Source organism: Aquibium microcysteis (assembly GCF_014495845.1).
Classification (GTDB): Bacteria; Pseudomonadota; Alphaproteobacteria; order Rhizobiales; family Rhizobiaceae; genus Aquibium; species Aquibium microcysteis.
The window spans coordinates 1455044-1481048 of the sequence record NZ_CP061080.1; the positions used below are offsets into that span (position 1 = coordinate 1455044).

Here is a 26005-nt window from a genome sequence, read left to right on the forward strand (position 1 = left end):
AATGATGCCGACGCGCGTCGATGCGTCCACGCATCGGCTCGCCTCCCGAATGTTCTCACGCCGCCCTACCGGGGCTGGCGCATCATTCCTGTCGGTCATCAGAGTGTTGCCTTGTCAGCGTTTTCATCCTTCGATCCTTCACGCCGGACCTTCCTGTCCGGAGCCATGGCATCTGCAGCGGGCGTCCTCGCCGGCTGCACGACGGCGCGCGAACCTTTACCAGAGCAAGTCGCGGCACCGCCGCAGGTGGAAGCGTCATTCACGTCCATGTATCGCGCAATGCCGGAAGAACGGTTTCCGCTACCGGCGGTGGACCTGAACAAGATCAAGCCCAAGTTCTATCGCCGGCTGGTAGACGACCCGACTGGTGAGAGGCCTGGGACGATCGTGGTGGATACACGGTCGTTCTTTCTCTACCTCGTGAGGCCGGGCGGAAAAGCCATGCGCTATGGGGTGGGCCTGGGTCGTGCGGGCTTCGAATGGTCCGGCCGAGCACAGGTTCTCTGGAAACAGGCCTGGCCGAAGTGGACACCTCCAGACGAGATGATCGCGAGGCAGCCAGAACTCGCCAAATGGAGCGCAGACAACGGCGGCATGCCGCCTGGTCTCGAAAACCCGCTGGGCGCACGCGCCCTCTACATCTTCGAGGACGATGTGGACACGCTCTACCGTATCCACGGCTCCCCGGAATGGTGGACCATCGGCAAGTCGGTTTCGAGCGGGTGCGTCCGGATGATCAATCAAGACGTGATCGACCTGTTCGATCGCGTCGCTACGCCCACTCCAATCCTCGTTCGATGACAGGCGTCCTTTCAACAAAACGCTTGAACCTCATGCCGCTGGAGGTCGCAGAACCTCCAGTTCAAACCGATGGAGAATAACCATGAAGCGCCGCAGTTTCATTGCCGCCAGTCTCGTTGCGGCCGCCACCTTCCCGCTCATGAGCGGAAGGGCCGCATCCGCCACGCCAGAGGAACTTCTCAAGCCCGGTCCACTGCCGGAGATATCCTTCGGCTCTGCCGATGCGCCAGTCACGGTCATCGAATACGCGTCGCTCACGTGCCCGCATTGCCGAACCTTTCATGTGACCGCGTGGCCGGCCGTGAAAGAGAAGTATGTGGACACGGGCAAGGTGCGATTCATCATGCGCGAGTTTCCGTTCGATCCGCGGGCATCCGGCGGCTTCATGCTTGCCCGCTGTGCCGGACCCGACAAATGGTATCCGGTCGTTGATCTGCTCTATCGGAGCCAGGATGCGTGGGCTCGGGTTCCGGATGGTGTCGCGGCATTAAAGTCGCTCATGGGCATGACCGGGATGACTGGCGAGCAGGTTGAGGCCTGTCTGAGTGACCAGGCTCTCCTGGAAAAGGTCACTGCGGTGACCGAGGCAGGCAAGGCCTACGGCGTCGACTCAACCCCCACCTTCTTCATCAACGGTGAAAAGACGGCAGGCGCGCTTACCGTCGAACAGTTCAGCTCGATCGTCGATCCGCTGATCAAGGCAGGAGAATAGGTCCATGTACAGGTCACCCAATACGCGCCTGCTGACAGCAAGCGTACTCTCGCTGCTGATCCTTGCGGTCCCTCTCCAGGCTCAAGAAAGCAAAGCCGTGGCTCGTGTCGGTGAGACGGTCATAACCGAAGCCGATCTCGCCGTTGCGACGGAGATGTATGGAGAACAACTCGGATCGATGCCCGAAGACGCCAGGCGCTCCGTTCTGGTCGACGCGCTCATCGACATGCAATTGGCCAAGGATGCGGCCCGCGCAGCCGATCTGGACGACCAGGAAGGGCATAAACGCAGGATGGCTTTCTACGAGGGACAGACCCTCCGAACGGCTTACATGGAAGCCGAGATCGCGAAGCGCGTCGACGATGACGCAGTGCGCAAGGCCTATGAGGAACAGGCCGCGCAAATGCCTCCGGTCGACGAGTTCCGCGCGAGCCATATCCTCCTTTCGTCAGAGGCCGATGCGATGGCGGTGATCGAAGAACTCAAGTCCGGGGGCGATTTTTCTGCGCTCGCCCGCGACCGTTCCCTCGACGAGGCCTCGAAGGGCAAGGGCGGGGATCTCGGTTTCAACGCGAAGGGCACAATCCTGCCGGAGATCGAAGCTTCCCTGGTGGCATTGTCGCCAGGCGAAATCGCCCCGGCCCCCGTCCAGAGCCCGTTCGGATACCATGTCGTTCGGCTCGAAGAAGGCAGAACGCGGCCGGCTCCCGCCTTCGAAGCCATGGCACCTCAGATACGCCAGGCACTCGAAGCGCGAGCCGCTCAGGCGATCATGGCCGAGCTTCGAACAGAGACGAATGTCGAGAAACTGGTTCCCGACGTACGGCCACCCCAGCCCGACGACGGACACGATCACTGAGGAGCAGCGCGATGGACAGACGTTGGGTTCTCCTTACGCTGGCAACCGCGCCCTTGGCTTTTGCTCGCGCGGAGGCTGCGAACAAGAAGTTCGTGCTAGCCGAGGAGTACATGCCGCAGCTTGTCGACGTCGATGCGGACGTCGCTATCGGGACGATACTCATCGACCCGGCAAAGCGGTTTCTGTACCTGGTGGAAGCCACAGGCGTGGCCCGACGCTATGGGATAGGCGTTGGACGGGCGGGTCTCGCCTTCAGGGGGACGGCGGAGGTGGGCCGCAAGGCAAAGTGGCCCAGTTGGCGGCCCACCGACAACATGATCCGGCGAAATCCAAAGAAATACAGCCGTTACGCCGCGGGCATGAAGGGCGGACCCGGCAATCCCTTGGGGTCGCGTGCGCTCTATCTTTACCGCGATGGTCGCGACACGCTTTACCGCATCCACGGTACGACGGAGCCGTGGACGATCGGCAAGGCAGTCTCGAATGGCTGCATTCGAATGTTGAACGAGCATGTGGAGGATCTCTTCGAACGAGTGCCCGTTGGAGCACAGGTGGTGGTTCTGCAATGATCCCGATCGGCGCGTTGGTGATCGGTGGGGGCCAGGCTGGCCTGGCTTCCGCCTATCACCTGCGGAAGTCGAATATTGACTATCTGGTGGTCGAGGCTTCGGACCGGATCGGCGATAGCTGGCGAAAGCGCTACCGGTCTCTCACCCTCTTTACTCCGAGGCAGTTTAGCTCCCTGCCGCGACTCGACCTCGTCGGCAATCGCGAAGCCTACCCGACACGGGACGAGTTCGCGGACTACCTCGACCGCTATGCCGACCATTTCAAACTCAATATCCGGCTCGGCGCGAGAGTTTCGGCGATGCGCAGAATCGATGGTGGGCTTTTCGAAGCGCGTCTCGCTGACGGTAGCGTAATCGCCTCGCGCAGTGTGATCATTGCCACCGGCGGCTTTCAGCAACCGTTCATACCCGTCTTGGACCGTGGTCTCGGGAAGAGCGTCCTCCGACTGACCGCAGATACCTATCGGGACCCCTCACAGGTTCCACCGGGTAGCGTGCTCGTCGTCGGCGACGGTGCTAGCGGGCGCGACATCGCAGTGGAACTGGCTGGCACCCACCGGACGCTACTGGCCACAGGAAAACCCCGACGCCTTTTCCCTGAGCGCATCTTCGGCAAGAGTATCTGGTGGTGGCTGAGCTTGTCAGGGGTTTTGCGAGCGGGCCCCGAGACGAGGATAGGGCGACGCATTCGAGCTGCCGACGCCTTTCCGGATCGCAACCGCTCCATCGAAAGCCTGAGGCGGCTGGGCGTTATCGTTGTCCCACGCCTCGTCGCAGCCTCCGGTTCAACGGTCACCTTTGAGGACGGGAAGTCGATGGAGGTTGCCACGGTCATCTGGGCCGTGGGTTATCGCGACGACAGCTCTTGGCTCGATCTGCCTGGGGCGACCGACGCAACCGGCAGCTTCGTTCATAGTCAGGGCGTGTCGCCTGTCGAAGGCCTGTACTTCGTCGGTCGACCTTGGCAACGCAACCGTGCTTCGGCCCTCGTGATGGGAGCCGGGCCTGACGCCGAGCAGATCGTGAACCGGATCTCCAATTCGGCTGCTGCACCGACGGATCGCTAACTCGTCCGCTCGGAGGGTGTTGCCTTCCGGTCATTGACACGAGTATCTCCGACGTTAACGTCCCGTTAAGAAGCGAAACAAGCGACGACGGCATGGCATTGGCTACTTTTTGGCAGGCGATCACGATTGCGGTCGTTGTGACAGGCGCCACGGCGCTCGGCTCTGGCTCTTCCTCGGCTCACCCGAGTGTCATGCTGACGGGAGGCATCACCTCCCAACCCATCGGCCACTACAACTATTGCCAGCGATTCCTTGGCGAATGCGCGATCCGGCCCGAGATCAGGCAGCCCCACTCGGCATCACTCGAATTCCTGCGGACGCTCAGGGACGTCACCGTTGCCGTCAATCTTGCCATAAGGCCAGTCAGCGACAGCGACCTCTACGGCGTCGACGAATTCTGGACGCTTCCGTACGGAGCTGGCGACTGTGAAGACTACGTTCTGCAGAAACAGAGAATCCTTGCCGCGAAGGGGATATCGCGTGCGAACCTGTTGATCACGGTCCTCCGCAAGCCCGACGGCGAAGGGCATGCCATCCTCACCGTGCGAACGACCGGCGGTGACTTCGTCTTGGACAATCTCAACGACGAGGTGAAGCCCTGGGACGAGACCGGCTACACCTATCTCAAGCGCCAGGCCTCAGACCACACCGGGCGCTGGGTCACCATCGAGGACGGCCATGGCGAGCCGCTCGTGGCTTCAATTCGCTGACTGCCCGCTCGTCGGAATCGATCTCAGTGAGTGCGGGGGCCGTTCTCGTCTACCGCCGCTGGCTCAACTGGCCTGAGTTCGATCGTCGAATGTCCGATGCCATGCTGCTCGCGCAGCACCTTTCGGATGCTGATTAGCAGCGCCGGATCGCCATCCTTGGATGGCGTGCGCGCCACATGTGCCTCGACCGAGGCATGGTCTTCGTCGATCGACCAGATGTGGAAATGCGTTACCGCCGCGACACCGTCCAGACGCTCGATATCATTTCTTATCCGGGTTGCATCCACTCCCTCCGGAGTACCCTGCATGAGGATGCGGATCGAGCCACCGATCTCGCGGAATGCCTGCCACAGGATATATCCCGCGATCATGAGCGTGATGGCTGGGTCAATCCAGAGCCAGCCAAACACGATGATCGCGGTGCCTCCGAGAATAACGCCTATCGACCCCAGCGCATCGGCGATGTTGTGCAGGAAGGCCGCCCGGATGTTCATGCTGCTTCGCGACATCGAGTACACCAGCACGGCGGTCACGGTGTCGATGACGAGCGCAATCCCTGCGATCCACACGACAAGCCAGCCCTCGATAGGTTCGGGCGTGATGAACCGCATTACCGCCTCGTAGACGAGGTAGAGGCCGATCACGATCAACGTCGTGTAGTTGATCAGCGCTGCTACGATCTCCGCGCGTGCATACCCGAACGTCATGCGGTCGTCCGCCGGCCGTCGCGATATGCGCCGAGCCACGAATGCGATGCCCAGGGATGCTGCGTCCGAAAAGTTGTGTATCGCATCCGCGATCAGCGACAGGCTGCCCGACAGGATTCCCCCGGCGATCTGCGCGAATGTCAGGGCGACATTCACTGCTACCGCCCAGCCGATCCGCCTGTCGCCCGTATCTACGTCTCCGTGCGAATGGGCCATCGTCAGCTGCTTCCCTTCCACCGGAGAAGCCGCATCGCATTGGCCGTTACGAGAACAGTTGCGCCGGTATCGGCAAGAATGGCCGGCCACAGGCCCGTCACGCCAAGCACCGTGGTCACGAGGAACACGGCTTTCAGGCCGAGAGCGATCGTGATGTTCTGCCAGATGTTCGACATCGTCGCGCGTGACAGCAGCACCATGCCCGCCACGTCGACCACACGACCGTTCAGGACAGCAGCGTCCGCTGTCTCCAGCGCAACATCGGTGCCACCGCCCATGGCAATGCCGACATCAGCGGCGGCCAGCGCAGGCGCGTCATTGATGCCGTCGCCGACCTTGGCGACACGTTCGCCTGCGTCTCGCATCTCGCCCACTATGCGCTGCTTATCCTGCGGCAGGAGTTCCGCGCGCGGCTCCAGGCCGAGGGTGGCGGCGATGGCGGCTGCTGTACGGCGATTGTCGCCCGTCAGCATCACCGAAGAGATACCGAGTTCGGACAGCGCCTGCACGCCTCTCTTCGCGTCCTCCCGCGGCTCGTCCCGCATGGCGATCAGGCCGGCGACCTCCTTGCCCACCAACAAGAGCGAAACGGTCTTTCCCTCGTCGTTCAATGCTGCGATCCGTCCGTCCAGACCGTCCGGCAGCGACGCGCGCTTTGCGGCAGCCTGCGGCGAGCCAAGGAACAGATCCAGTCCGCCTACGCTGCCGACGACGCCTTCGCCGCCGATCGCGCGAGCATCCTTCGCCGATGTCGGTTCGATACGACGCTTCTTCGCCTCATTGAGAATGGCCAGTGCCAGAGGGTGGGATGAGCCGACTTCCAGGTCGGCTGCGAGCCGCAAGGTTTCGTCGTCGCTCCTCGAAACGCCTATCAGGTCGGTTACGACAGGCTTGCCCGCTGTCAGAGTGCCGGTCTTGTCAAACGCCACCTTGGTGATCTTGCCCAAGGATTCCAGCACCGCACCACCCTTCATCAGCATGCCGCGGCGAGCACCCGCGGACAGGCTCGCGGCGATCGCGGCGGGCGTCGAGATGACCAGGGCGCAAGGGCACCCGATCAGCAGGACCGCAAGGCCCTTGTAGATCCATTCACCCCAGGCACCGCCCGCCACGAGGGGTGGCACGACAGCAATGAGCGTGGCGACGATCATCACGCCGGGCGTGTAGTATTTCGAGAAGGAATCGATGAAGCGCTCGGTCGGCGCCTTGGACTCCTGTGCCTCTTCGACGAGCCGGATGATACGAGAAATCGTGTTGTCCTCGGCCTCCGCTGTGACTGAGACACGGATCGCCGCATCCTGGTTGATGGTGCCGGCGAACACATCGTCCTCGGGACCTTTTCTCTTCGGGACCGATTCACCCGTCACCGGCGACTCGTCGACGGACGTCTCGCCGGAAAGGATGGTGCCGTCGGCCGGAATTCGATCACCCGGCCGCACGAGGATGATCGTGCCAGCGGAGAGCTGTTCGGCGGGCACCTCGGTGGTCTTGCCATCCTTCTCGACCAATGCAGTCTTGGGCACGAGCGTCGCCAGCGCACGGATCGAAGCGCGGGCGCGACCGGCGGCCACGCCCTCAAGCAACTCGCCGACAAGAAAAAGGAACACGACCGCCGCCGCCTCTTCGCTGGCATCGATGAATACCGCACCCACGGCTGCGATCGTCATCAGCGTCTCGATGGTGAAGGGCATCCCGATGCGAGCTGCCGCGACGGCGCGCCTCGCTATCGGTATCAGGCCAACCGCCATGGCGAGGATAAACACCCATGGTTCCGTCTGCGGGAACACCTGGGCGAGCACGAATGCCGCGCCGAGCGCAACACCGCAGACGATGGTCAGCCGGGCCTTGTGAGACGCCCACCACGGACCATCGGCCCCGCCGTGATCGTGACCATGCAGTCCGGCAGACGCAGCAGCGTCCGCTGTCGCTATGGTGGCTCGCGAATTCGGTGTGGCTTTGTCCTCGCCGTGCGCTATCGTCTGGGATGCCGGCTCATGGCTGTCATGGTCATGACCCGAGTGATCGTCTGATCCGATATCTTCGCCCTTGTGATCGTGGCCGCCATGATCGTGGTTCAGATGATTCCGGTCAGGTTCCGAACTATGGCCACGGGATTCGGAGGCAACCCTTCTCTCTGCCTTGCCCGTGACACCGGCAGGCGCGATGCCAAGAACCTTGTAGCCCAGCCTGTCGACACCGGCGACGATGCTATCGAGGTTCGCCGATGCGTCATGCTCCAACAGCATCGTGCCTGCGGTAGCGGAGACGCTGACGTCCCGGACTCCGGATGCGCTCCGCGCGACCTTTTCGATCTTGGCCGCGCACGCCGCGCAGTCCATTCCGTCAATCCGGAACCTCGTTTTCGTCGAATCCTGTTCCATCACCGCACCTCTGTAAGCGTTCTGCGGTGATGATAGTTGCTCTAGGGGCTAGAGGTTCAAGGGGTTCATCTTGTTGTTTTCCGCGTGAGGCAGCTACCCCTCCTCGGCGAGGCGTTTGAGCTTGGCAAGCATGATCTCCGGCGACTCCTCGTAGTCGACGGTTCCAAAAAATTTGCCTTCGGCATCCATCAGCAGGACCGACGCGGTATGGTCCATCGTATAGTCGCCGCCTTCGACGGGCACACGCTTGTAGTAGATTCGGAACGCCTTCGCGGCCGCGTCGATCTGCGCTTCTGAACCCGTCAGGCCGACGATGCGCCTATCGAACGAGGAGAGGTATTTCTTGATCTCCTCAGGGCCGTCACGGCCGGAATCCACGGAGACGAAAACGTAGTTCATCTTGTCTGCGTCTTCGCCGAGTTCGGCGATCCTCCCGGTCAGTTCATAGAGCGTGGTCGGGCACACTTCGGGGCAGTAGGTGAATCCGAAGAAATAGGCGGTGGGCTTTCCCAGGAACGCCTTTTCAGTCACCGTCTTTCCGTTGGTGCCTATCAGCGTGAACGGGCCGCCAACAGTGGCGACGCCAGTGGTCTGCTGCGCGGCGAACTGCTGCCGCGGATTGACGAGTGTCCACCCGACCAGACCGCTCATGATCAGCGCCAGAACCGCGCAGATCGTCCATACCCAAAGACGGAGGCGCATCAATCATGCCCCCCATGTCCGGACACCCCGCCTGCCTCAGTTCCCAGTCCGGGCGCGGGCCCGCCGAGCGGTCCGGCGGCGAGTTCTATCTCTACCTTCCCGGCCTTCTGGAATTCGAGGGTCAGCGGAATTCTGGCCCCGTCCGCGATCGGCTGAGCCAGTTCCATCAGCATCAGATGGTAGCCGCCGGGCGCGAACTCCACAGTCTGGCCGGTCGCAATCTCGACCCCGCCGATGACCGGGCGCATCTTCATTATGCCGTCGGTCATTTCCATCAGGTGGATTTCGACCCTGCCTGCGGCGGCGGACGTTCCGCCGAGGATTCGGTCAGTCGCGTCGCCCTCATTGCTGAGCGTCAGATAGCCTCCGCCGACTTTCGCTCCCGGCGGAGTGGCGCGAGTCCAGGGATGACCGATGGCGATGTCGCCGGCTCGAAAGTCATGGGCGATTGCGGGAATAGCGGCCACGGCGAGGCCCGCCGCGAGGATGCAGGTTGAAAGTCTCATGATCTGTCTTCTCCAAATGCGAGATCGCGACCGCTGATGAGGCGTCCGCGGGTTCATGCGTCAGATGGAGAGCATCGGGGGCGCACGCGCGCCTCCGCCATGTCCTGTTTGGCGCGGCGTCGCGCGCGGCCCGCCATCCTGATGCCGCGCGCCACGCTCTGTGACGGGCGCTGCGAGCTGAGCCTGAACGGACCCTGCCAACCCCGGCGGCGTCGCACAGGCGGACTTGCAAAGCGCGCCGCAGCATTCCTTGGCCAGTACGTCGAGAGGAACATCAGTTTGCGGCCGTTCTCCGGACGGCGCGCAGATAACAAGGACTGCACCAATGTCGGCCATCGCGCCTTTTGCGTAGGCCGTCGTCAGTCCCTGGAGCAGCAGTACATAGGCGGCGAGCCCGGCGACCAGCCAGGCGGACAGGCGATCATCGAGAAGAAGCCGGAACTGCCGCATCCCGCACGTCATGGCATCCCTGCTGCGTCTGTGTCACTGCGACAAGACTTCCAACGGGCCCGGAGCCAAGGACGGCATCCAGAATAGCGGTTCTCGTGCGCTCCCCAAGTTGGGAAACGATCACCGACCCATTGTGAACTTCCGGAAGGCGTCGAGGGTCTCGGCACTCACGTGGTGCTCGATTCCTTCCGCATCGACCCTGGCGGTTTCCTCGCTGATCCCGAGCGCGAGCAGGAAGGCCTCCACCACACGGTGCCGCTCCCGACTCGTGGCGGCAAGGTCGCGTCCCGATGTGGTGAGAAATACGCCTCGATACGGCTTCTGCTGAACCAGACCGTCTCCCACGAGACGCTTCAACATCTTCGCGACAGTGGGCTGTGCCACGCCAAGGCGCTGGGCGATATCAACCTGCCGCGCCTCGCCTCCATGATCGATCAGATCGGCAATCAGTTCGACGTAGTCCTCCGCGAGTTCCGTCCGGCGGTTGTGCCGGACCTGTCGGAATCCTTCCACGTGCGACTCGGCGTCCGGAAGGGTAGCGGCCTGGTTCATCTTTCTGGCGGGCATCGGTTCGTTCGGTTCCTTCCGGTCTGCCATGCGTCAAAGATGTATAGCCCGTGGCTAAGACTCATTCCAACCGAAATAGCAAATGGATTTCTTTATAGCGATTGCTATAATGATGGCGCTGTGCTCAAATTGCCCATACAGGTTCGCCAAGGATGGACATGAGACGCTGGCTCCCGATCGACTTTGGCAGACGTAGTTTCCTTGGCGGCGGACTGCTCACAGCGGCAGCCGCGGTCGTGTCCGGTCGATCTGCCTCAGGGCAACCGGCTGGCCATGCTGGCCACGGCGCGGCTTCTGCGCCTGGTGAAGCTCCTCCGTCGCCGCACCGTCAAGCGCACGGAGCGATGATCACGGTTGGCGATGTCGACGACGTTCGCAACGGCTTCGATCCGACCGCGATGCTGACCGACTGGTATACCGGTGAAGTTTCGACGTTGCCCGACGGCCGAAGACTGCGCACCTTCGAGGTCTATGTCGAGGACAAAGAGATTGAGATCGCGCCCGGCGTGATGTTCCCGGCGTGGACCTACAACGGTCGAGTCCCCGGCCCGGCCCTTAGAGCGGTCGAAGGCGAGAAACTGCGCATCGTATTCAAGAACTACGGCTCGCACCCCCACACGATGCACTTCCACGGCATTCACGCTGCGCGCATGGATGGCATTCCGGGCGCCGGCCAGATCGATCCCGGCGAAGAGTTCGTCTACGAATTCGATGCCAGACCTTTCGGCTGTCATCTCTACCACTGCCACGCGCTGCCGCTCGCCCGCCATATCCACAAGGGCATGTACGGGCTTTTCATCATCGATCCTGACCCGACCCGGCATCCTGACTTCGCCGACGTCGCTCGCTCGCGTCTCCTGGGAACCCCGGAGAACGCCGTCTGGCAAGAGATGGCGATGGTGATGAATGCCTTCGACACCACATTCGATGGCGAAAACGAGTTCTACGCTGTCAACACGGTCGCGCACTGCTACGCCAAAAAGCCGATCCGCGTGGAAAGACACCGCCCAGTTCGCATCTACCTTGCCAATGTGACAGAGTTCGACCCCATCAATTCGTTTCATCTGCACGCCAATTTCTTCGACTACTACAACCAGGGCACGACCCTGACTCCCACGCTGAAGACCGTCGACCTGATCGTCCAATGCCAGGCGGAGCGTGGGATCCTTGAGTTCACCTTCGCTGACCACGAGCCAGGCCTCTACATGTTCCACGCCCACCAGTCAGAGTTCACCGAACTCGGATGGATGGGAATGTTCGAGGTCGTGGAGGCGGTGTCGTGAACGAGAGTGGCACAGGTACAAAATCCGAGGCATTGCATCGCCCGCTGGCCACGGCGATTTGGCTCCTTGTGCCCGTTCTTCTGCTTGGCGCTGCCATATGGTGGCTGGTTGCGACCGATCCGTTGTCGGCCTTCCGCAATGGCGCGCCACCCGTCGAGTCGCTGACGGTCGAGCGAACAATCCTTGATAATGACGGCCTCCGGATGCTCGTGCGGGCCGGCGGTTCGGAATCCATGCGCATCGCTCAGATCCAGGTGGACGCGGCGTACTGGGAGTTCGTGCAGACCCCGCCCGGTCCGATAGCGCGCGGCAGCACCGCCTGGATCACGATTCCTTTCCCATGGATTGTCGGCGAAGGCCATTCGGTGACGTTCGTCACCAATACGGGCGCAACCTTCGATCATCCGATTCCGGTTGCCGTGGCGACACCGGTGGCTACATCCGGCAATCTTGTCGCGCAGGCCGTTCTGGGTGCGTTCGTCGGGATATTGCCGGTGGTCATCGGACTTGCATTCTACCCCGCGCTGCGAAACGCGGGGCCAACGGTTATCGATTTCCTGCTCGCTCTGACCATTGGACTACTTGGCTTCCTGCTCGTCGACACCCTGGAGGACGCGTTCGAATTCGCCGGCGAGGCAGCCGCGATTTTCCAGGGACCGACCATGGTAGTGCTCACGGCGGGAGCAAGCTTTCTGCTCCTCATGGCCATCGCCAGGCGACGCGGCGTCCCAACCGGCGTGTCACTCGCCGCCTATATCGCGCTCGGCATAGGGTTGCACAATCTTGGGGAAGGCCTCGCCATAGGTGCGGCATTTGCGGCCGGCGCCGCCGGGCTCGGCACCTTCCTCGTCATCGGATTCACGCTGCACAATATCACTGAGGGCATAGGTATCGCGGCACCCATCCTCAAGGTCCGTCCGCCCCTTCATGTGTTTGCCGGACTGGCCCTCCTCGCCGGAGGCCCAGCGGTGCTCGGCATGTGGCTAGGCAGCCTCGCCTATGCACCGCACTGGTCGGCGCTCGCGCTCTCGATCGGCGCGGGCGCGATCCTCCAGGTCATCGTCGAAGTGGTCGCACTGCTTGTACGTAGTGACCGCACATGGGCACGGATCGCGTCCCTTCCGGTGCTCAGCGGGATCGCTTTTGGCGTGGTTTTCATGTACGTCACCGCGATGCTGGTGAAAATCTGACGACCAACGCCGTCTGGTCGTCGCTTCGCGAAGCACACAGATCGCCGCTCGATGCGGGATCAGCCGGGGAGTAGGCCCTGGTTCCTGTCGGGTATGTCCCCGATCCTCGACACCCTCAGCGATGCGGCCATCCTTGAACCCGAAGAACGAGCGGCACCTTGCCGCGATATGAGATGCCGAGAAAGCCTGTGATATCCGGACGTTTTGATGCCGTGGACATCGTCCGCGGCCTGGCCATCGCAGGTGTGGTTCTCTTTCACATCGTCTGGGATCTTGAGTTCGCAGGCTTCATTTCCGGCGTAGCGAGGCATCCGGTCTGGCTGTTGTTCGGACGTTGTCTGGCAGGCAGTTTCATGCTCCTGGTCGGCGTCAGTCTCGTGCTCGCTCATCGATCCGGGTTTCGGACTAGGCCGTTCTTGAAACGCCTGGTGTTGATCGCCCTGTCGGCAGCGGCAATATCGGCTGTCACGTGGTTCGCCTTTCCTCAAAGTTTCGTCTACTTCGGCATCCTTCACGCGATCACGGCGACGTCCTTGATCGGGTTGTGTTTCATCCGTGCTCCGGCGTGGGCAAGTGCGGCCGCAGGTATTGCGGTGTTTGCCCTGCCCTTCGTAACAAGCTCGGAGATCTTCGACACGCGCTGGCTGGCATGGATAGGATTCGCCTCGAATGTACCGCCGAGCAATGACTTCGTGCCGATCTTCCCCTGGAGCGGTCTCACCTTGATAGGCATGGCGACGACCGCGTGGATGCTGCGCGGCGGCGGCGGCGAGAGGCTCGCGGCGGTTCGAAGCAGTGGGAAGCTAGCCAAAGGGCTCGCGTGGATGGGACGCAAGAGCCTTCTCATCTATCTTCTGCATCAGCCCATACTCCTGGCGATCATTGTTCCGCTGTCGTGGGTTCTCGCCGCACGATAAGCTCGCGCTGAGGGCTCTGCTCCGACGCATGATGGAGAAGGATTCGTGTTTGCTCGGGATCAACGACCTGAACGATGCCGGCGAGCAGCCCGCATCGCCTCGTTTGTCATGCTGTCCGCCATCCCGGTCTTCCCGGTAGGGGCGGCGTCCAGGATCGACCCGCCTACAGGCGTCTATCTCTGGTATCCGCAGAAGGGAACCGCTCCTTCCGACTCCGACTGCCGCGATCTCGTCCGAAATACGCGGCCCTCGGTGGAGAAGGCCGAGGATTGGCTATGGGGGCGCGTGCCGAACAATCCGGACAACGAACCCGAATTCTATCTCTTCGTGCGCCAGCACGACATGGAGACGACGTACTCGGCCGAGGGCGACTATGACACCGGATCCGTCACTTGGACCGCGACCGATAACGGGCGCGCGCAGTTCGAACTACGTCCGTCCGATCACCCTGACACGGTTATCCTGGGCTACATCAACGTACCCATGGACAGTTCCGTGGTAACGGTCGTTCTGAAAGACGTCCCTTCTGCTACAGGAAAATCCGATCGAACGACCTTTTTCTGTCGATTTGACCAAGGTGTCGACATTTAGCTCGTATTCGTTTGGTGCGGGCATTCGGGCAGCGCGTTCCTACGGGTGATATGAGCTTTCTCCCGCCGAAGTATTGAGAAGCGATCCTCCAGAGATCGGCACATTAAACGCTGAAGGACGCCATCCGGCTTCCGCGAAGACCTCTACTTCCGGCTCGCCGTGCTCCCGGTTGACGTCCTGCCGCTCAGGCAGCGGCCGGAGGACATCGTCTGGCTGCCCGACCGCTCCCTGGAGAATGCCGCCTCACGTTAGGACGCGCATCCGCGACTCTAGCGCCCCGACGGAGGAAGCAGCCCTCGCGCATCCATGGCCCGGCAATATGCGCGAACTGAGCAACCGCGTCGACCGGGCCGTAGCGCTCACGTCGTCGGAATGGATCATGCCGGGCGATCTCTTCCCTGATCGTCCCGGAACCCAGGCCAGGCCCGGTTTCTGCCACTTGCCGATGTCCGCGACGCGGCAGAGCGCCGGCAGATCGAACGGGCGCTCGAACAGACCGACGGCCAGGTCATCAAGACCGCCGAACTACTCGGCATCGGCCGCTCGACGCTGTGGGAAAAGATGAAGCGGCTGGGGGCCAGAGGCTAAAATAAACCTCAGACTACCTAAGGTGTCTCAAAGCCTCCTTGAGCCGTTCAACCTCTGCAAGCTTTTGAAGGTGAACACTGAGCGCCCGCTCGACCTGACATGGCTCAAACCCTGTTGCCTCTGCATAAGCATCGACGGCATCTACGAGCGGCAAATCAGTGCGGATGTGCGAACGTTCCGTATCATAATCGCGCCTCACGCTGCTTTACGAGCAACCGGCCCGCCCTCCATGATTGCCTCAATAGTCGTCGCGTCAAGAAAGCCGGATTCTGCAAGGGCGTCAGCCAGGGCCCGGACGGTCTGGGCATGTTGGCGGACGAGTTGCAGCGCAGTATCATAGGATCTGGCGAGCCGCTCACCAACAGACTTGCGTAGCTCGGCGTCTGTTCGGAGCGGTACGCGATCCACATCTTCGTACGCCAAACCCAATGAACCATAGCCGAACTGAAGCTCCATCAGTTTCGCAAGCCTGGTTGCCCGGCTGAGATCAGAGACGTCCGAGAGCCCTGCCCCAGCGCTTGCGTGACCTAGGAGAACTTCTTCGGCTGCCCGACCGGCTAGGAGAGCGGTAATCATCGCCTCGCAAGTTGCAGAGTCCAACAGGAACGAGGGAGCTATGTCGAAGATGGCCTCACCTCCCCGCGCATGGACGACGGCATTGCGAACGGGTCCCAAGTCGAGCAGCTGATTGACCACAATATGTCCTGCTTCGTGCACCGCAAAGTTCTGTTGGTTGACTTCGTTTTGCGGCCCGGAAACGCTTGAGATCGCCTTGATCACGGTGCTCTCGTCCAAGGCGGCACCGTTCCTTCTTGCTGTTCCGCGTGCTGTCCGAATAGCACTCTCGATCTCGGCGCCTGTCGCCCCGATAGCTGCGCGAGCGATTTTTGAGCGATCCTCGTTTATCTCGCCGGCAAGATAGTACTCGATGATCCGAGCAATTGCTTTCGGTGATGGACGCGAAGTCTCTAAGTGGCAGTCAAGCCTACCCGCTCTTCGTATGGCGGGGTCAATTCGATCAGGATAGTTGGTGCACCCGATTACTACGACGCCCGGCATATCAGCGTTCAGTAGTTCGAGCATCAGATTTACGATTTGGATCCAATATTCTGCGAACTCCCCGGACGCATGACTGCGATTGCTGATCCCGTCGATTTCGTCCACCAAAAATACACATGGCGCATTGGCCGCTGCCAACTGGAACGATTTCTTCATGGCATCGAGCGTCCCCGACAAGTATGGCGCCGCGGACCAGTCAGCGACAGACGCTGCCACAAGGGGTACGTCAGCATGCCGTGCAAGGGCGGCCGCAAAAGCAGTCTTCCCGGTGCCGGGAGCCCCGGACAGCAAAAGGCGACGATGGTCGCATTCCGACCAAGGAATCTGTCCTTTCTGAAAGGCCACTAGATCAGCGCTGCACGACTGACCCCACGCCAGAACTTCGTCTTCGGCAACGACGTGCAGCGGCGGTCCCACTTGAATACGGTGCCGGCTCTTTGCCGTAAGGTGAGCCAACCGCTCCAGGCAGTCCTGCACCGGTCTGCCGGGTCGAACCGCAATCGCCAGATCGTCAGGTTCAACACCGTCAACATGAAACTGGATAAGGTCAGTTGAGACCGACATCCCAAGAACGGCTCCAATGACGAGTGCGACGCAGTGTGCGTCCGTCGATGGAAGCGCCACATCAAATTCGGCGGCTCGCATCAACGCACTCGGCAAGAATGTCTCCGGGCTCGCCGATACGCCAATGACCGCCTGACCTTGCTGAATTGCTAGAAGAACCTCATCACGCCTGGCTTCGGGCACATGCGTTCGTGACTTGCCACTGCATGCAAGCACAAGCGCTCGGCCGGACTTCTTGGATGTGCGCCTCGACGCGCCGTAGAGACAGAGGTCGATGGTGTCCGCCACAAGATCTACATGTTCAGGCTTGGAAACGCGGACGATGCCGGTAATCGACCCGACGCTAAGCCGGTCAAACAGGCCCTCGGTCTCGATCGTCCTCGCCAACTGGACGGCAGCCCAAGCCATGTCGGGGCGCAGGCTGCGCCCGCTGATTTTGGTGGAAACCTCCGCGAAGCCTAGCGCTACTTCATCGTATGCATCGGGTTTCGCGACAGCCCCCACGGTGCCACCGATGGTCGTGCCCAGGATACGCAGCATTGCGCTGAACAATTGATGTTCGGCAGCATCTTTCGTACCCTGCCTCTTTTTGGAATTACGCATAAGCACCTCCGGCCGGACCGCTTGGGCCGGCGAAAACAACAGTAGTGTTGGAGATGGCCCTATCGGCCCGGAGCGTGCCTCTTACGCGTCAGGCAGGCATAGAACAAAACAAGAACACACGCAACCTGAATTCGCGTACGTCAGGCAGATTTCTTCAGCCAGACAACTAGCTCTTCCAGAGCCTCGGGCTTGAGAGAATAATGCACGGTGCGACCGTCACGACGTGCGTGAAGAAGCCCCGCATCTCGCAAAATTGCCAAGTGTGTGGACATCGTATTGGTCGGGATGGAAAGCTTCGCTGCCAATTCGCCTACCGATAATTCCGCTTCGTTGGCGAGTGCGCGAACGGCGCCAAGCCTTGACGCTTGAGACAAGGCGGAAAAGCGGCGAACCGCGGATGCCAGGGACTCGGCCAGAAAACCTCTCCCGTTGAAACCTCTAAATTGCCACCGCCGCGCGCTTCGTCAAGCGCATTGCATTGCTCAATAGTTCTAGAGATATTGACATATAAGTTTCTGCTGGTAGGCTCTAATCGCGCCGACGAGGTCCGGCCCCACCAGTGTTCATGATCCGACGCTACTATTTGCGTCTCGTGTAGGCGGATGGGCAGGTCTCATGGGAGGAAGTCGTGGGTTTCGTTCCTACAAGACGATTGGGGCCATCGAGTACCCCAATCGAATAAATCGAGATCTCTTGATCCAACTTACGTTGGACCGACGGATCTCCGCTCTTGAATCCATCGCGCCCGAGCTGCATCCCCCGGACATTCCGTTTGCAATCTACGCGCACGTCCAAAGCCACAGGCTTCTGGTATGTTATATGGACGCTCCAGGGGACACACGGTTCCTACTGCCTCAACCCGCAATTTTGTTATGCAGGGCGAACATCAAGTTGGAGCCCTGGTTCAGCAGCGCACGACGCATATGGACCTGTCGAACAACCGCCATCGATCGGGGTGACCGAATGCGGGTGCAGGAAGCTCTCCTGACCCAGCGAGATGGCATATCATTAAAAGAACTTGCTAAGCTGATCCGTGCAACGTCAGCGCCTGCTTTCGATGTGATTTTCGCAATGGTCGCCGAGGGAACAGCAGTAGTTTCACCCGGAACCGCTACGTCGCCGCAGATGCCGCTCTTCCCCCCGCCGAACACGCAGGCAGACGGCCTCGATATCGGCTCGCTCGCGTCTCGCGCGGTTGATTATCATCGACAGATCTTGGCGTCGCTCAGCGATTTAACGCGTTCAAACGGCGACGGTCACGAAAACTCGGCGCGACAGAACGAGCCGCTCGGCACACGCGTTTCGCCTCCCTAAGTCCCCGAATGTCGATTTATCCTTGACGATTGCAACCTCTCGAACAAACTCTAATCCCTAGAACCAAGAGTCAAAACAGCGCCTTAGCCCAGTCTGTTGAATCAAAGGGGTATGCGTATGGAGTAGCGCAAAAAAGAAAAAGGGGCGGCCTCTAATGACGAAGCCGTCCCTTTGAGGATCATTTCTGAGAGCGCTTTTGCCGAGCGCAATCGAAGTGAACCGGAGGACATCGAGGCAATAAAGTCTCGTCAGTCCCGACTTGATGCATGGTCTGAAGCCGTCGAAAGCACCCATGCAGCAAGAGCACAGCCTGTGAAGCAAGAACCTCGCCGCTGCGTGGGCAGATTCTCATGACAAGGATTCTTCGTCAAGAGTCATGCCCCAGCGGCTCGATAGAAATCGCCGCGAATGCCCAAATTGTCGAAGAAACCGACGGCTTCCAAAAGCCACCTCTCGCGCGACGCCCGCATCGACTGGAGCGGGGAGGTGCGGGTGATATCGGTGTACTCAGATGGGTCCGCCGTGCGTCCTTCTGGTCCTGGATCCAACAGGGACTGCGAGTTCGACGTCGTGTCCCCGAATTTCGGTGAGGCGCACGGGCACGGCATCAACGAAGGCGCATTCTTGAAGACCGAAGCGGTGTTCAACCGGCCGACGCTTCTGAGGCATCAGCCCGAATCAATAACATACGAAATCGATGGGCATTTCGTTCGGCACGTTCCCGATTTTGAGGGGATTGTAGGAGACAGACCTCCTTACATCGTGGAGGTCAAGGGCGCCTCTGCCTACCTGAAGAAGCCCTGGCTCGACCTCCAACTAGACGCAACGCGCCGAGCCTATACCTCGATCGACCGCATCTACAGGGTCGTGAAGGCGGCCGCGTGGCGTCGAGACATCATCAATTGCAACGCGACTGCGATCTTTTGTGAGCGCAATCGCGAGTGCGATCCTGAACATGCCGAAACAATCCTGAAGGCGCTGTCCGAGGGACCAGCACGTCTGGGCGACCTTCGGCGGTTGCTCCCGAACGGGTTCGTCGGACCGCTTTACCGCCTGCACCTTGTTCGGTCGATTACCATCGATCTTTCCCAGCGCCTCTCGGACCATTCGATCGTCATTCCGGGAGGAACGGCCGGTATCTTGTTCTGGGAGGAAGAACATGCCGGCGACGCCTGACCTTTACGAAAGTTTCCCAGGGGACCCCGGCCCGGACCAGCAGCCGCCGACCATACCCCTCTACGCCGGCGAAACGCTGCATTTTTCCGGTAGGCCATACGTCTTCGCTGTCCGCGCAACAGATGGACAGTTTGTGTTCAATTCCCTTGACGGTGCCTCGCCGCTCTGTCGTTCGGGGTGGCGCATCCGTCAGGAATTCAACCTCGGAATAATCGTCCGGAGTTCGCGGCACGATCCCCCCAGTGTCAATGGCGGAAACGGGCAGTCCGGCGACGCCGAAGCAGCCAAGAATAGAGCCTCTCCAGCGGTTTGGGAGAAGCTCGAACTGTACTGGACGATGATTAACGCCTTCGACGCTGAAAATCTGCGTCGCGCCGAGAGTGGACTTGGGCGGCTTCCCATGTCCGGTCCCGGGGACGGCTCGCGCGCGCGGCCCCACTATCCGCCGCGGAATCTGGCCGAGCTGGTCGCGAACGAGGCTGATCGCCTCGGCATCGCCAAGCCGCCCAGCTGGCAGTCCGTAAGGAAAAAACTCAACGATTCAACGATGGAGAACGGGGAACGGGCAAATCAGGTGTCCAATCCTCATTGCCTCCTCGACCGCCGTGTAGGCAAGCCGCAGCCATCGTCCCTCAACCCTCTCGTGCGGACCGTCATCGATACGGTAATCAAGGAATTCCATCTGATACCGGATGGTCAAAGCGCGAAGTCCATATGGACTTTGGTCGGAGCGCGCATCGATCAAGAGAACATTACTCGACCTCCTGATCAGCAACTTCGTAGACCCTGCTTGCCTACAATCGAAGCGTATCTGAAGAAAATTCCGGGGATGGAGGTCCTTATTGCGCAAGGATCGAGCAAAAAGCTTGTAAAATATTATCGCCTCACCGGAAAATCGTCCTCGGTTCGGCATCCGATGGAAAGGCTGATCTTCGACTATACGCCGCCGCCGGTCAAACTGCGGACATCGCCAGGGATCGCATTTCTTGATCCCGAGGCACGCGGCGTCGGATCCGCATGGGTTGCGCTTTACGTCGATGCATTCACTGGCGCCATCGTTTCCAACACATGTTCATTCCGGCACCCCAGCTCGGCATTTTTTCTGAAGTCGCTGAAGTCGGTGGTGCTCCAGCGCACTGCCGGCGAGTCCTGCACATTTGACTGGTTGCTCTATGGGCTGCCGTCAGAGATCGTATCGGATCGAGGTGTCGAACTCACCTCCCCCAAGACCATCAATGCGGCCAAGCGTCTCGGCATAACGATGTGCCGACCCGATGCCTTTATGCCGCAGGACAAGGGACAGGTTGAGGGTATCTGGACTGCGCTGGAAAAGAACTTCTTTGCCCGCCTGCCCGGCTACTATGGAAAGTTCGCGAATGGCGGACGCACCTGGGAGCCAGAGGAGCTGCTGACGATCGAGGAGTTCGCGGAAAAACTCGAACAACACATCGTCGACACGCACAATACGAGAGGCCCGAACAGCAAGGCGCTCGCTCCCCACGACGCGTTGCGGTTGTACAGGCTTGACAACCCCGGATGGTGCCCCAACCCCGGGATAAGCATTCAAGCGGTGCATCGTAAGCTGACATTGGAGCACCGGCGGACCGCATCCACGGAGGGCGTTCGGTTCCACAACCTAACTTTCAACGGGGAATGGATCCGCAAAATTCGCTCCGACGCGCGCGTCGATCTCTCGGATAGAAACCCGGAAGTCCGGATTTTTATCAGGCCGGACACAGTTCAGATCGCCTATGTCGAACATCCAAGGACCGGTGAAGTACAGCCGGTGGCCTGCATGGAAGGTGAGTATGCGCGCGGGAAAGATCTCGAAGCTCATCTCATTGTCAGCGCGGCGAGCCGAGCCCTGACGCGCGGCAAGGACGAGACGAACGGCGACTTCCTCCGTCGCGCTCATGAAGAACTCGTCATCGCGTTCTACAAGACGGGGAAGCGCGCCAAGGCAAGGGGTCAGAAGGACGCGATGCGCTTCTTCACCGGCTCGATCAGCCCGGCTCTCCTCGAAATCTCCGATGCAGACCTGCCGGCCACCGTCGGGTCGAATCCATTCCATCAGGTCGAGCGAGCCATCGCACACGGATACACGCCGACGCTGCGCCCGCCGCGCGACTTGCCGTCGAAGACGATTGCTTCTGACCGCATTTCCCCGGAGCCGCAGCGTCCGGATCCGTCAGCAGCGCGCCGACGGATGCTTGGTCTCGAAACAGTGCCTTCGATCGAGCCGGTCGTATCGATCGGGGATGAGATGAGCGAGGGCGACCCCGCTTTCCCTGGTGCCCTTTCGAAGTTGAAGGTCGCCAGCGGCGATGAGGAACTGGAGCAGGAAGATGACTACTAAACTTGAAGCACCGGTCGTCCGCCACCTGAGCGAGGTGATGGATCGTACGAATGTCGATACCCCTTTCATGAACGAGTGCTCCACGGCGATTCACGAAACGGTTCTCGCCGCCGCGACCGGACCCGGGGCAGTGATCCAGATCGAGGGCGATCCGCAGGTGGGGAAAACCCGCGTGGTGAAGATCCTCGCGAACTTGGTGAGGAGCGATTTTATCCGCCCCCTCCAGGGGCGGACGCTCTACTGCGGACTGGAGGCCGCAAGCGACGCCCGCGACCTTGATCACATCTTGGCCAGGTTGCTGGGTCGCGCCTCGATCCCGAAGCGCAATGCGTCACGCGCTGGTGATGTGCTGCACGACATTCTGCGCGATGGTAGCGTTTCATCGATCGTGCTGGACCATGCTCATCTCCTGGATAGGGCGAAGGCAGACGAGATCGACTTCGCAGCGGGCTTGCTCGCGCGCATTGCAATGCGCGGGGGCATCTCACTTCTCCTTGTGGGCCGAGAGGCGCCCACCGCCGTCACGCGTATTCTTGGACACGTCCTCCCGATCGCGCCCGAGAAGCTTGCCCTTCCCTCCTTTCCCTTCCAGACGACCGAAGACGTCGGCCGCTTCGCCGGCTTCATTGAAGTGTTCTGCGGCGACATCATCGCCGAGTTCGATACGGCCGGTATTGGAATTGACAACCTCTGGACCGACAACGAGACCCGCCGCCTCCTTATGGCGACGGGGGGTAATGTCGGCTTCTTCGTCCGGCTGCTGAAGCGCGCCCTCGCCGTTTTGGCTGGAGCCAAGGACCCGGTCCTGAACCGCCGGATCCTCGCAGAAGCGCTTCGCAAGGAGATGCCCCGCCCGTTCAATTTCAATCCTTTCGTTCGGGACGAACCGCCCGGCATCAAGGAGATCATTACCGCTTGGAGCCACAGCGAAGCTGGCAAGAAGCGGCAGGTCGGTACGAATGACGATCTCTTCTCCTACCAGCGGAACTAGGCTTGCGTCATGCCACCACGCTACCGTCGCCTTTCGCAGGTTCCGAAGCTGCACGACGGCGAAAGCCTGCTGAGCTTTACCGCCCGGATTGCTGCGGCCAACGGCGTCACGCCGGATGTACTCGCCAGCGCGGAACTGGGGATGGGGGCACAAGCTTGGCCGGCCGTTCTCTTGAGCCAGGTCTGGGCCCTCCCCTTGGCATGTGCGACCGGTGTTGAAGAATCGGATATCGTCGCTCGCCAGCTGTGTTGGTTGTCGCCGCATGTGGTGTCGATGAACGGCCACGCTACGCCGCGAGTAATGATCGATCCCATCCGCCTCCGTTTCGCTCCGGGTCGTTTTGCATCCGGCGCGGGGTTCCATCGCAACCTGTGGCTTGTTCGGGGTATCACCTGTGACCCAACGACAGGTGAAAGGTTGCGGGAGAAGTGCACATGCGGACACCCGCAACTTTGGGTGACGCTTCGCACCCCATGGAAATGCTGCCGTTGCGATCAGGATCTCAGTGAGATTTCACCGGAGGTCGGAACCGACGAGGAAATTTATCGAAGTCGTGTGTGGGCAGGATTGCTCTCCGCGAAGCCCGGCGTGGCGCAGAAGTCGAGAAAGGGACTTCCCCCCGAGTTACAAGACCTTAGCTTAGCAGCCATTTGGCACCATTCGCTGGGCTAACGGGCCGTGACGCTGGCCGCGACACATCTGGCGTAACATGACGCACTAGTGGAGAAGCTTCTGTCCTCGACGAAAGAGACCTCCATGGCTTCGTTGGGTCTCGATACATCGATGAGCCACGTCAGTTACTGAATTCCCGGCCATCATGCGAAGATTCAACACGCGCATGTGTCCGCAATGCGCCCCCATTCGTGCCATTCGCCTACTTGTGAGGGCCTCCTGAGAGCGGACGTTCGATTCATTTTCTGACCAGGTCCAAACACCTCCGTCTTCGCCGCAGCACGCGACATTTGGGGCGACATGTCGATGCTCTACGAGACCCCTTTCGGTCGGCTCAAGGGGTGCTAAGCGTCCATGAGGTTCAGGCGATCGAAGAAGACGCGGTTGCGACGCTTGGCATCGGCAAGAAGTCGGCCGTAGTCGATTACCTCAAAATAGATCCCGAAGGTCCGGTGATATCCGTAGTAGGACCGCTGATCCGGCGTAGGCATCGCGTCCGACATCTTCAGCTCGGCGTGCATGCTCGGTGTAATGTCGCACACGACGTAAGCGAAAGCTGGTATCTTTTCCCCCGCAACCGACAACGGCCGCCCGTTGTCGTCCTTAAACTGGCCACCGCGAATGAGTTGTATCTGCTCGAACACTTGTCTGAGCGGATTGTCGTCGCCGGTGTAGTCGTCCCGCTGCGGTCGTTTGAACTCGATAACGGTGATGCTATTGAGAGGCATGCCGTCTTCGGGCTTTTCAGAGAATGCAATTTTCCGATCGAAGATGAAAAGGTCAGGCCGCTTCCGCGATTCCGAAGTGAAATGGGTGTGAGAGTTGAGCGGCCGGTCGGAAGCGATGAAAGAATGGAAGTTGAGTCGTTCGTCGATGATCCAAAGGTTCTGTTGCGAATAGAGGATATCCTGGTCTGTTGCCCTCATCGGGAAGAGGATACTGTGGACTGCCTCCTCAAGCGGATATTTGGCCGTCCGTTTGTCGTTGGAGAGCGCTTTCTCCAACAGCTCGATAATGATCTTGCGGTGGGATACGTATTGGGCGAGGGCTGACACGCCGAGTTCGTTCGAACGCTCCATAAACTCCGATAGGCGCTGACGGTACCCTTCGTAGTCTTCTTGCCTGGCCGCTTCGGTCAATATGCGGGACCCTTCCCTCTTAAGGCTGACCTCGCGTTGATGGAGCTCCCTGTGTAGTGCCAACTCCATGTCCAATTTGGAGGCATTTGGCGAGATTGAGCCGATGAACTGATCCAGGTAGCGAAGGAGAGGTTTATACTGTGGGGCTTCCGTTCTGACGTAGTCCCGGACCCGCTTAGCTTTTGCGGTGTTGAGGCTATCAATCAATTCGGCGAGATCCTGTTGAACGAACTCAAGGCATTCCGTCCGGATGTCGGACCGCCGTAGGTCTTCCACTTGGAGCATATCATCTTGTCCGTCCTCCAGTTCCTCGCGTATGTCGAAGTCTGTGCGGAAATTATTGACCCTGTCGTTGAGGTAGTCCCCTTGGACCACCGCGAGGTAGACGAAACTGCCTCCCTCCTCGTCTTGCAGCCGCCCAATGAAGTTGGGGATGAACTGGTCAAGCCTTTCCGTGATCACTGCGCGCGAGTTTGCCGCGTAGATCAGGCGATGTTTCGATGCGCGGGGCGAGTGGAGGCGGAACCCGTGGATGCGGAAACTACGCCCGGCTAACTCGAAGTTCCCGCTGTGCCCGCCGCGCTGGAAATTCTCGTTAAACACTTTGTTGAGGGACAGCTTGATGCCACCGTCCTGGATCTCGACCTCGGGGCACTCTGGTTGCATCAGGATGAGGATGAAATGCTCGGCCAGGCGCTGCGCCAGTATCTCAATGTCGGTCGGACACTCCTCGCAATAAGGCGAAAGGAAGCCCGCGAGTCTGACCGTCGTTCCTGACGCCCCACTGTCGATCTGCGCCGCGCTGGCCGCGTCCGGGTCGTAGTCGAAGCCGAACTCAAAATCCCGCAGCCAATGACTTGGCTCGTCATCCCCGTCCTGCGCCTGGAACGTAGTTCTCACATGGACCGTCTCGAAGGCTTTGAGCCACATGAATCGGCCGAGACCTTTTCCGCCTCGCTGGTACTTGTGTTCAGAATACGCTGTGTTGAACGAATCGAAGTTCTCGTCGGTGAAGCCGATGCCGGTATCGCTGATTTCGAAACCGACAATAGGAGCGTCGTCCTGGCCGAGCAGATTTTCGGCGCGCTCCACGACGATCGTGACGCGATGCCGCCTGTCGGACTTCGCGTCCTGAATTGCTTGGAAAGAGTTCATCACCGCCTCGAATAGCGGAAGTAGCGCCTTCCATTTCGGAAGCTGTGTCTGTCGGATCTGCCCCCTGAGGTTGGTCCGAAGCATTCCCGGCTGCAGGGCGATAATCTGGTTCATTGGGTTCCGCCAATCTGCAACTTGATCCGCTAGCGCTCCGCATCCC

At 60.4% G+C, this 26005-nt stretch carries 24 protein-coding genes and 1 pseudogene; 16 read left to right on the plus strand and 9 right to left on the minus strand.

What is annotated here, in order from left to right; translation table 11 throughout:
* Positions 1–165 precede the first annotated feature (165 nt).
* From IAI54_RS06730 to IAI54_RS06755, 6 genes are all read left to right on the plus strand, one after another.
* Entirely contained in the window at positions 166–801 is a 636-nt protein-coding gene (locus tag IAI54_RS06730) for a L,D-transpeptidase (RefSeq protein ID WP_187971610.1), read from the plus strand.
* An 82-nt stretch (positions 802–883) separates the two neighbouring features.
* Complete coding sequence (locus IAI54_RS06735; RefSeq protein ID WP_187971611.1) at positions 884–1513, plus strand: DsbA family protein; 630 nt, start codon at positions 884–886, stop codon at positions 1511–1513.
* 4 nt (positions 1514–1517) lie between these two features.
* Positions 1518–2372, plus strand: a complete 855-nt coding sequence (locus tag IAI54_RS06740) for a peptidylprolyl isomerase (RefSeq protein ID WP_187971612.1) — start codon at positions 1518–1520, stop codon at positions 2370–2372.
* 11 nt (positions 2373–2383) lie between these two features.
* Positions 2384–2941 carry a L,D-transpeptidase gene (locus tag IAI54_RS06745; RefSeq protein WP_187971613.1) on the plus strand — a complete coding sequence of 186 codons (558 nt, stop codon included), beginning with the start codon at positions 2384–2386 and terminating at the stop codon, positions 2939–2941.
* A complete protein-coding gene (locus tag IAI54_RS06750) occupies positions 2938–4008 on the plus strand; it encodes a flavin-containing monooxygenase (RefSeq protein ID WP_187971614.1) in 1071 nt (356 codons plus the stop codon). Before IAI54_RS06745 ends, IAI54_RS06750 begins: the two co-directional genes overlap by 4 nt.
* A gap of 92 nt (positions 4009–4100) precedes the next feature.
* Positions 4101–4718: a transglutaminase-like cysteine peptidase gene (locus tag IAI54_RS06755; RefSeq protein ID WP_187971615.1), complete on the plus strand. Its 618-nt coding sequence runs from the start codon at positions 4101–4103 to the stop codon at positions 4716–4718.
* Between the two features lie 23 nt (positions 4719–4741).
* Here the strand turns inward: IAI54_RS06755 and IAI54_RS06760 are convergent, their stop codons facing one another.
* The 6 genes from IAI54_RS06760 to mntR form a co-directional block, all read right to left on the minus strand.
* Complete coding sequence (locus IAI54_RS06760) at positions 4742–5641, minus strand: cation diffusion facilitator family transporter (RefSeq protein WP_187971616.1); 900 nt, start codon at positions 5639–5641, stop codon at positions 4742–4744.
* A gap of 2 nt (positions 5642–5643) precedes the next feature.
* Entirely contained in the window at positions 5644–8022 is a 2379-nt protein-coding gene (locus IAI54_RS06765) for a heavy metal translocating P-type ATPase (RefSeq protein WP_187971617.1), read from the minus strand.
* Positions 8023–8115: 93 nt separating this feature from the next.
* Entirely contained in the window at positions 8116–8724 is a 609-nt protein-coding gene (locus IAI54_RS06770; RefSeq protein ID WP_187973059.1) for an SCO family protein, read from the minus strand.
* Entirely contained in the window at positions 8724–9230 is a 507-nt protein-coding gene (locus IAI54_RS06775; protein WP_187971618.1) for a copper chaperone PCu(A)C, read from the minus strand. The genes IAI54_RS06770 and IAI54_RS06775 overlap by 1 nt, the downstream gene beginning before the upstream one ends.
* A gap of 60 nt (positions 9231–9290) precedes the next feature.
* Entirely contained in the window at positions 9291–9680 is a 390-nt protein-coding gene (locus tag IAI54_RS06780) for a hypothetical protein (RefSeq protein WP_187971619.1), read from the minus strand.
* Between the two features lie 120 nt (positions 9681–9800).
* Positions 9801–10247 carry a manganese-binding transcriptional regulator MntR gene (mntR, locus tag IAI54_RS06785; RefSeq protein WP_187971620.1) on the minus strand — a complete coding sequence of 149 codons (447 nt, stop codon included), beginning with the start codon at positions 10245–10247 and terminating at the stop codon, positions 9801–9803.
* Positions 10248–10405: 158 nt separating this feature from the next.
* On the opposite strand from mntR, the gene IAI54_RS06790 reads away from it, so the two are divergent.
* The 6 genes and pseudogenes from IAI54_RS06790 (at position 10406) to IAI54_RS29110 (ending at position 14816) form a co-directional block, all read left to right on the plus strand.
* Complete coding sequence (locus tag IAI54_RS06790; RefSeq protein ID WP_187971621.1) at positions 10406–11530, plus strand: multicopper oxidase domain-containing protein; 1125 nt, start codon at positions 10406–10408, stop codon at positions 11528–11530.
* Complete coding sequence (locus IAI54_RS06795; RefSeq protein WP_420838266.1) at positions 11527–12720, plus strand: ZIP family metal transporter; 1194 nt, start codon at positions 11527–11529, stop codon at positions 12718–12720. The genes IAI54_RS06790 and IAI54_RS06795 overlap by 4 nt, the downstream gene beginning before the upstream one ends.
* A gap of 212 nt (positions 12721–12932) precedes the next feature.
* The gene (locus tag IAI54_RS06800; RefSeq protein ID WP_235679282.1) at positions 12933–13637 is read left to right on the plus strand and encodes a heparan-alpha-glucosaminide N-acetyltransferase; all 705 of its coding nucleotides are present in this window, start codon (positions 12933–12935) and stop codon (positions 13635–13637) included.
* Positions 13638–13682: 45 nt separating this feature from the next.
* Positions 13683–14228: a hypothetical protein gene (locus IAI54_RS06805; RefSeq protein WP_187971623.1), complete on the plus strand. Its 546-nt coding sequence runs from the start codon at positions 13683–13685 to the stop codon at positions 14226–14228.
* A 235-nt stretch (positions 14229–14463) separates the two neighbouring features.
* Positions 14464–14571 (plus strand): annotated as a pseudogene (locus IAI54_RS29365) (hypothetical protein); the annotation flags it as partial.
* 89 nt (positions 14572–14660) lie between these two features.
* Positions 14661–14816, plus strand: a complete 156-nt coding sequence (locus tag IAI54_RS29110) for a helix-turn-helix domain-containing protein (protein WP_275403615.1) — start codon at positions 14661–14663, stop codon at positions 14814–14816.
* Between the two features lie 195 nt (positions 14817–15011).
* Here the strand turns inward: IAI54_RS29110 and IAI54_RS06815 are convergent, their stop codons facing one another.
* A complete protein-coding gene (locus IAI54_RS06815; protein WP_187971624.1) occupies positions 15012–17042 on the minus strand; it encodes an AAA family ATPase in 2031 nt (676 codons plus the stop codon).
* Positions 17043–17182: 140 nt separating this feature from the next.
* Positions 17183–17416, minus strand: coding sequence for an ArsR/SmtB family transcription factor (locus IAI54_RS29265; RefSeq protein ID WP_187971625.1), 234 nt, complete (start codon positions 17414–17416; stop codon positions 17183–17185).
* Positions 17417–18764: 1348 nt separating this feature from the next.
* On the opposite strand from IAI54_RS29265, the gene IAI54_RS06825 reads away from it, so the two are divergent.
* Genes IAI54_RS06825 through IAI54_RS06840 form a run of 4 tightly spaced genes read left to right on the plus strand, consistent with a single transcriptional unit; the run spans position 18765 to position 23551 of the window.
* Positions 18765–19532, plus strand: coding sequence for a hypothetical protein (locus IAI54_RS06825; protein ID WP_187971626.1), 768 nt, complete (start codon positions 18765–18767; stop codon positions 19530–19532).
* A complete protein-coding gene (locus IAI54_RS06830; RefSeq protein ID WP_187971627.1) occupies positions 19516–21888 on the plus strand; it encodes an integrase catalytic domain-containing protein in 2373 nt (790 codons plus the stop codon). The genes IAI54_RS06825 and IAI54_RS06830 overlap by 17 nt, the downstream gene beginning before the upstream one ends.
* Positions 21878–22879: an ATP-binding protein gene (locus tag IAI54_RS06835; RefSeq protein WP_187971628.1), complete on the plus strand. Its 1002-nt coding sequence runs from the start codon at positions 21878–21880 to the stop codon at positions 22877–22879. The genes IAI54_RS06830 and IAI54_RS06835 overlap by 11 nt, the downstream gene beginning before the upstream one ends.
* Positions 22880–22888: 9 nt before the next feature.
* Complete coding sequence (locus tag IAI54_RS06840) at positions 22889–23551, plus strand: TniQ family protein (RefSeq protein WP_187971629.1); 663 nt, start codon at positions 22889–22891, stop codon at positions 23549–23551.
* 344 nt (positions 23552–23895) lie between these two features.
* Here the strand turns inward: IAI54_RS06840 and IAI54_RS06845 are convergent, their stop codons facing one another.
* Positions 23896–25959, minus strand: a complete 2064-nt coding sequence (locus tag IAI54_RS06845; protein WP_187971630.1) for an ATP-binding protein — start codon at positions 25957–25959, stop codon at positions 23896–23898.
* Positions 25960–26005: the final 46 nt, after the last annotated feature.

Bases quoted from the DNA above. Each gene is read 5' to 3' on its own strand.
- IAI54_RS06780 (WP_187971619.1), bottom strand. From the start codon at position 9,680: ATGCGGCAGTTCCGGCTTCTTCTCGATGATCGCCTGTCCGCCTGGCTG.
- IAI54_RS06815 (WP_187971624.1), bottom strand. From the start codon at position 17,042: ATGCGTAATTCCAAAAAGAGGCAGGGTACGAAAGATGCTGCCGAACAT.
- IAI54_RS06845 (WP_187971630.1), bottom strand. From the start codon at position 25,959: ATGAACCAGATTATCGCCCTGCAGCCGGGAATGCTTCGGACCAACCTC.
- IAI54_RS06755 (WP_187971615.1), top strand. From the start codon at position 4,101: ATGGCATTGGCTACTTTTTGGCAGGCGATCACGATTGCGGTCGTTGTG.
- IAI54_RS06765 (WP_187971617.1), bottom strand. From the start codon at position 8,022: ATGGAACAGGATTCGACGAAAACGAGGTTCCGGATTGACGGAATGGAC.
- IAI54_RS06840 (WP_187971629.1), top strand. From the start codon at position 22,889: ATGCCACCACGCTACCGTCGCCTTTCGCAGGTTCCGAAGCTGCACGAC.
- IAI54_RS06745 (WP_187971613.1), top strand. From the start codon at position 2,384: ATGGACAGACGTTGGGTTCTCCTTACGCTGGCAACCGCGCCCTTGGCT.
- IAI54_RS06775 (WP_187971618.1), bottom strand. From the start codon at position 9,230: ATGAGACTTTCAACCTGCATCCTCGCGGCGGGCCTCGCCGTGGCCGCT.
- IAI54_RS06825 (WP_187971626.1), top strand. From the start codon at position 18,765: ATGCCCAAATTGTCGAAGAAACCGACGGCTTCCAAAAGCCACCTCTCG.
- IAI54_RS06735 (WP_187971611.1), top strand. From the start codon at position 884: ATGAAGCGCCGCAGTTTCATTGCCGCCAGTCTCGTTGCGGCCGCCACC.
- IAI54_RS06730 (WP_187971610.1), top strand. From the start codon at position 166: ATGGCATCTGCAGCGGGCGTCCTCGCCGGCTGCACGACGGCGCGCGAA.
- IAI54_RS06770 (WP_187973059.1), bottom strand. From the start codon at position 8,724: ATGCGCCTCCGTCTTTGGGTATGGACGATCTGCGCGGTTCTGGCGCTG.
- IAI54_RS06740 (WP_187971612.1), top strand. From the start codon at position 1,518: ATGTACAGGTCACCCAATACGCGCCTGCTGACAGCAAGCGTACTCTCG.
- mntR (WP_187971620.1), bottom strand. From the start codon at position 10,247: ATGCCCGCCAGAAAGATGAACCAGGCCGCTACCCTTCCGGACGCCGAG.
- IAI54_RS06760 (WP_187971616.1), bottom strand. From the start codon at position 5,641: ATGGCCCATTCGCACGGAGACGTAGATACGGGCGACAGGCGGATCGGC.
- IAI54_RS06835 (WP_187971628.1), top strand. From the start codon at position 21,878: ATGACTACTAAACTTGAAGCACCGGTCGTCCGCCACCTGAGCGAGGTG.
- IAI54_RS06790 (WP_187971621.1), top strand. From the start codon at position 10,406: ATGAGACGCTGGCTCCCGATCGACTTTGGCAGACGTAGTTTCCTTGGC.
- IAI54_RS06750 (WP_187971614.1), top strand. From the start codon at position 2,938: ATGATCCCGATCGGCGCGTTGGTGATCGGTGGGGGCCAGGCTGGCCTG.
- IAI54_RS06830 (WP_187971627.1), top strand. From the start codon at position 19,516: ATGCCGGCGACGCCTGACCTTTACGAAAGTTTCCCAGGGGACCCCGGC.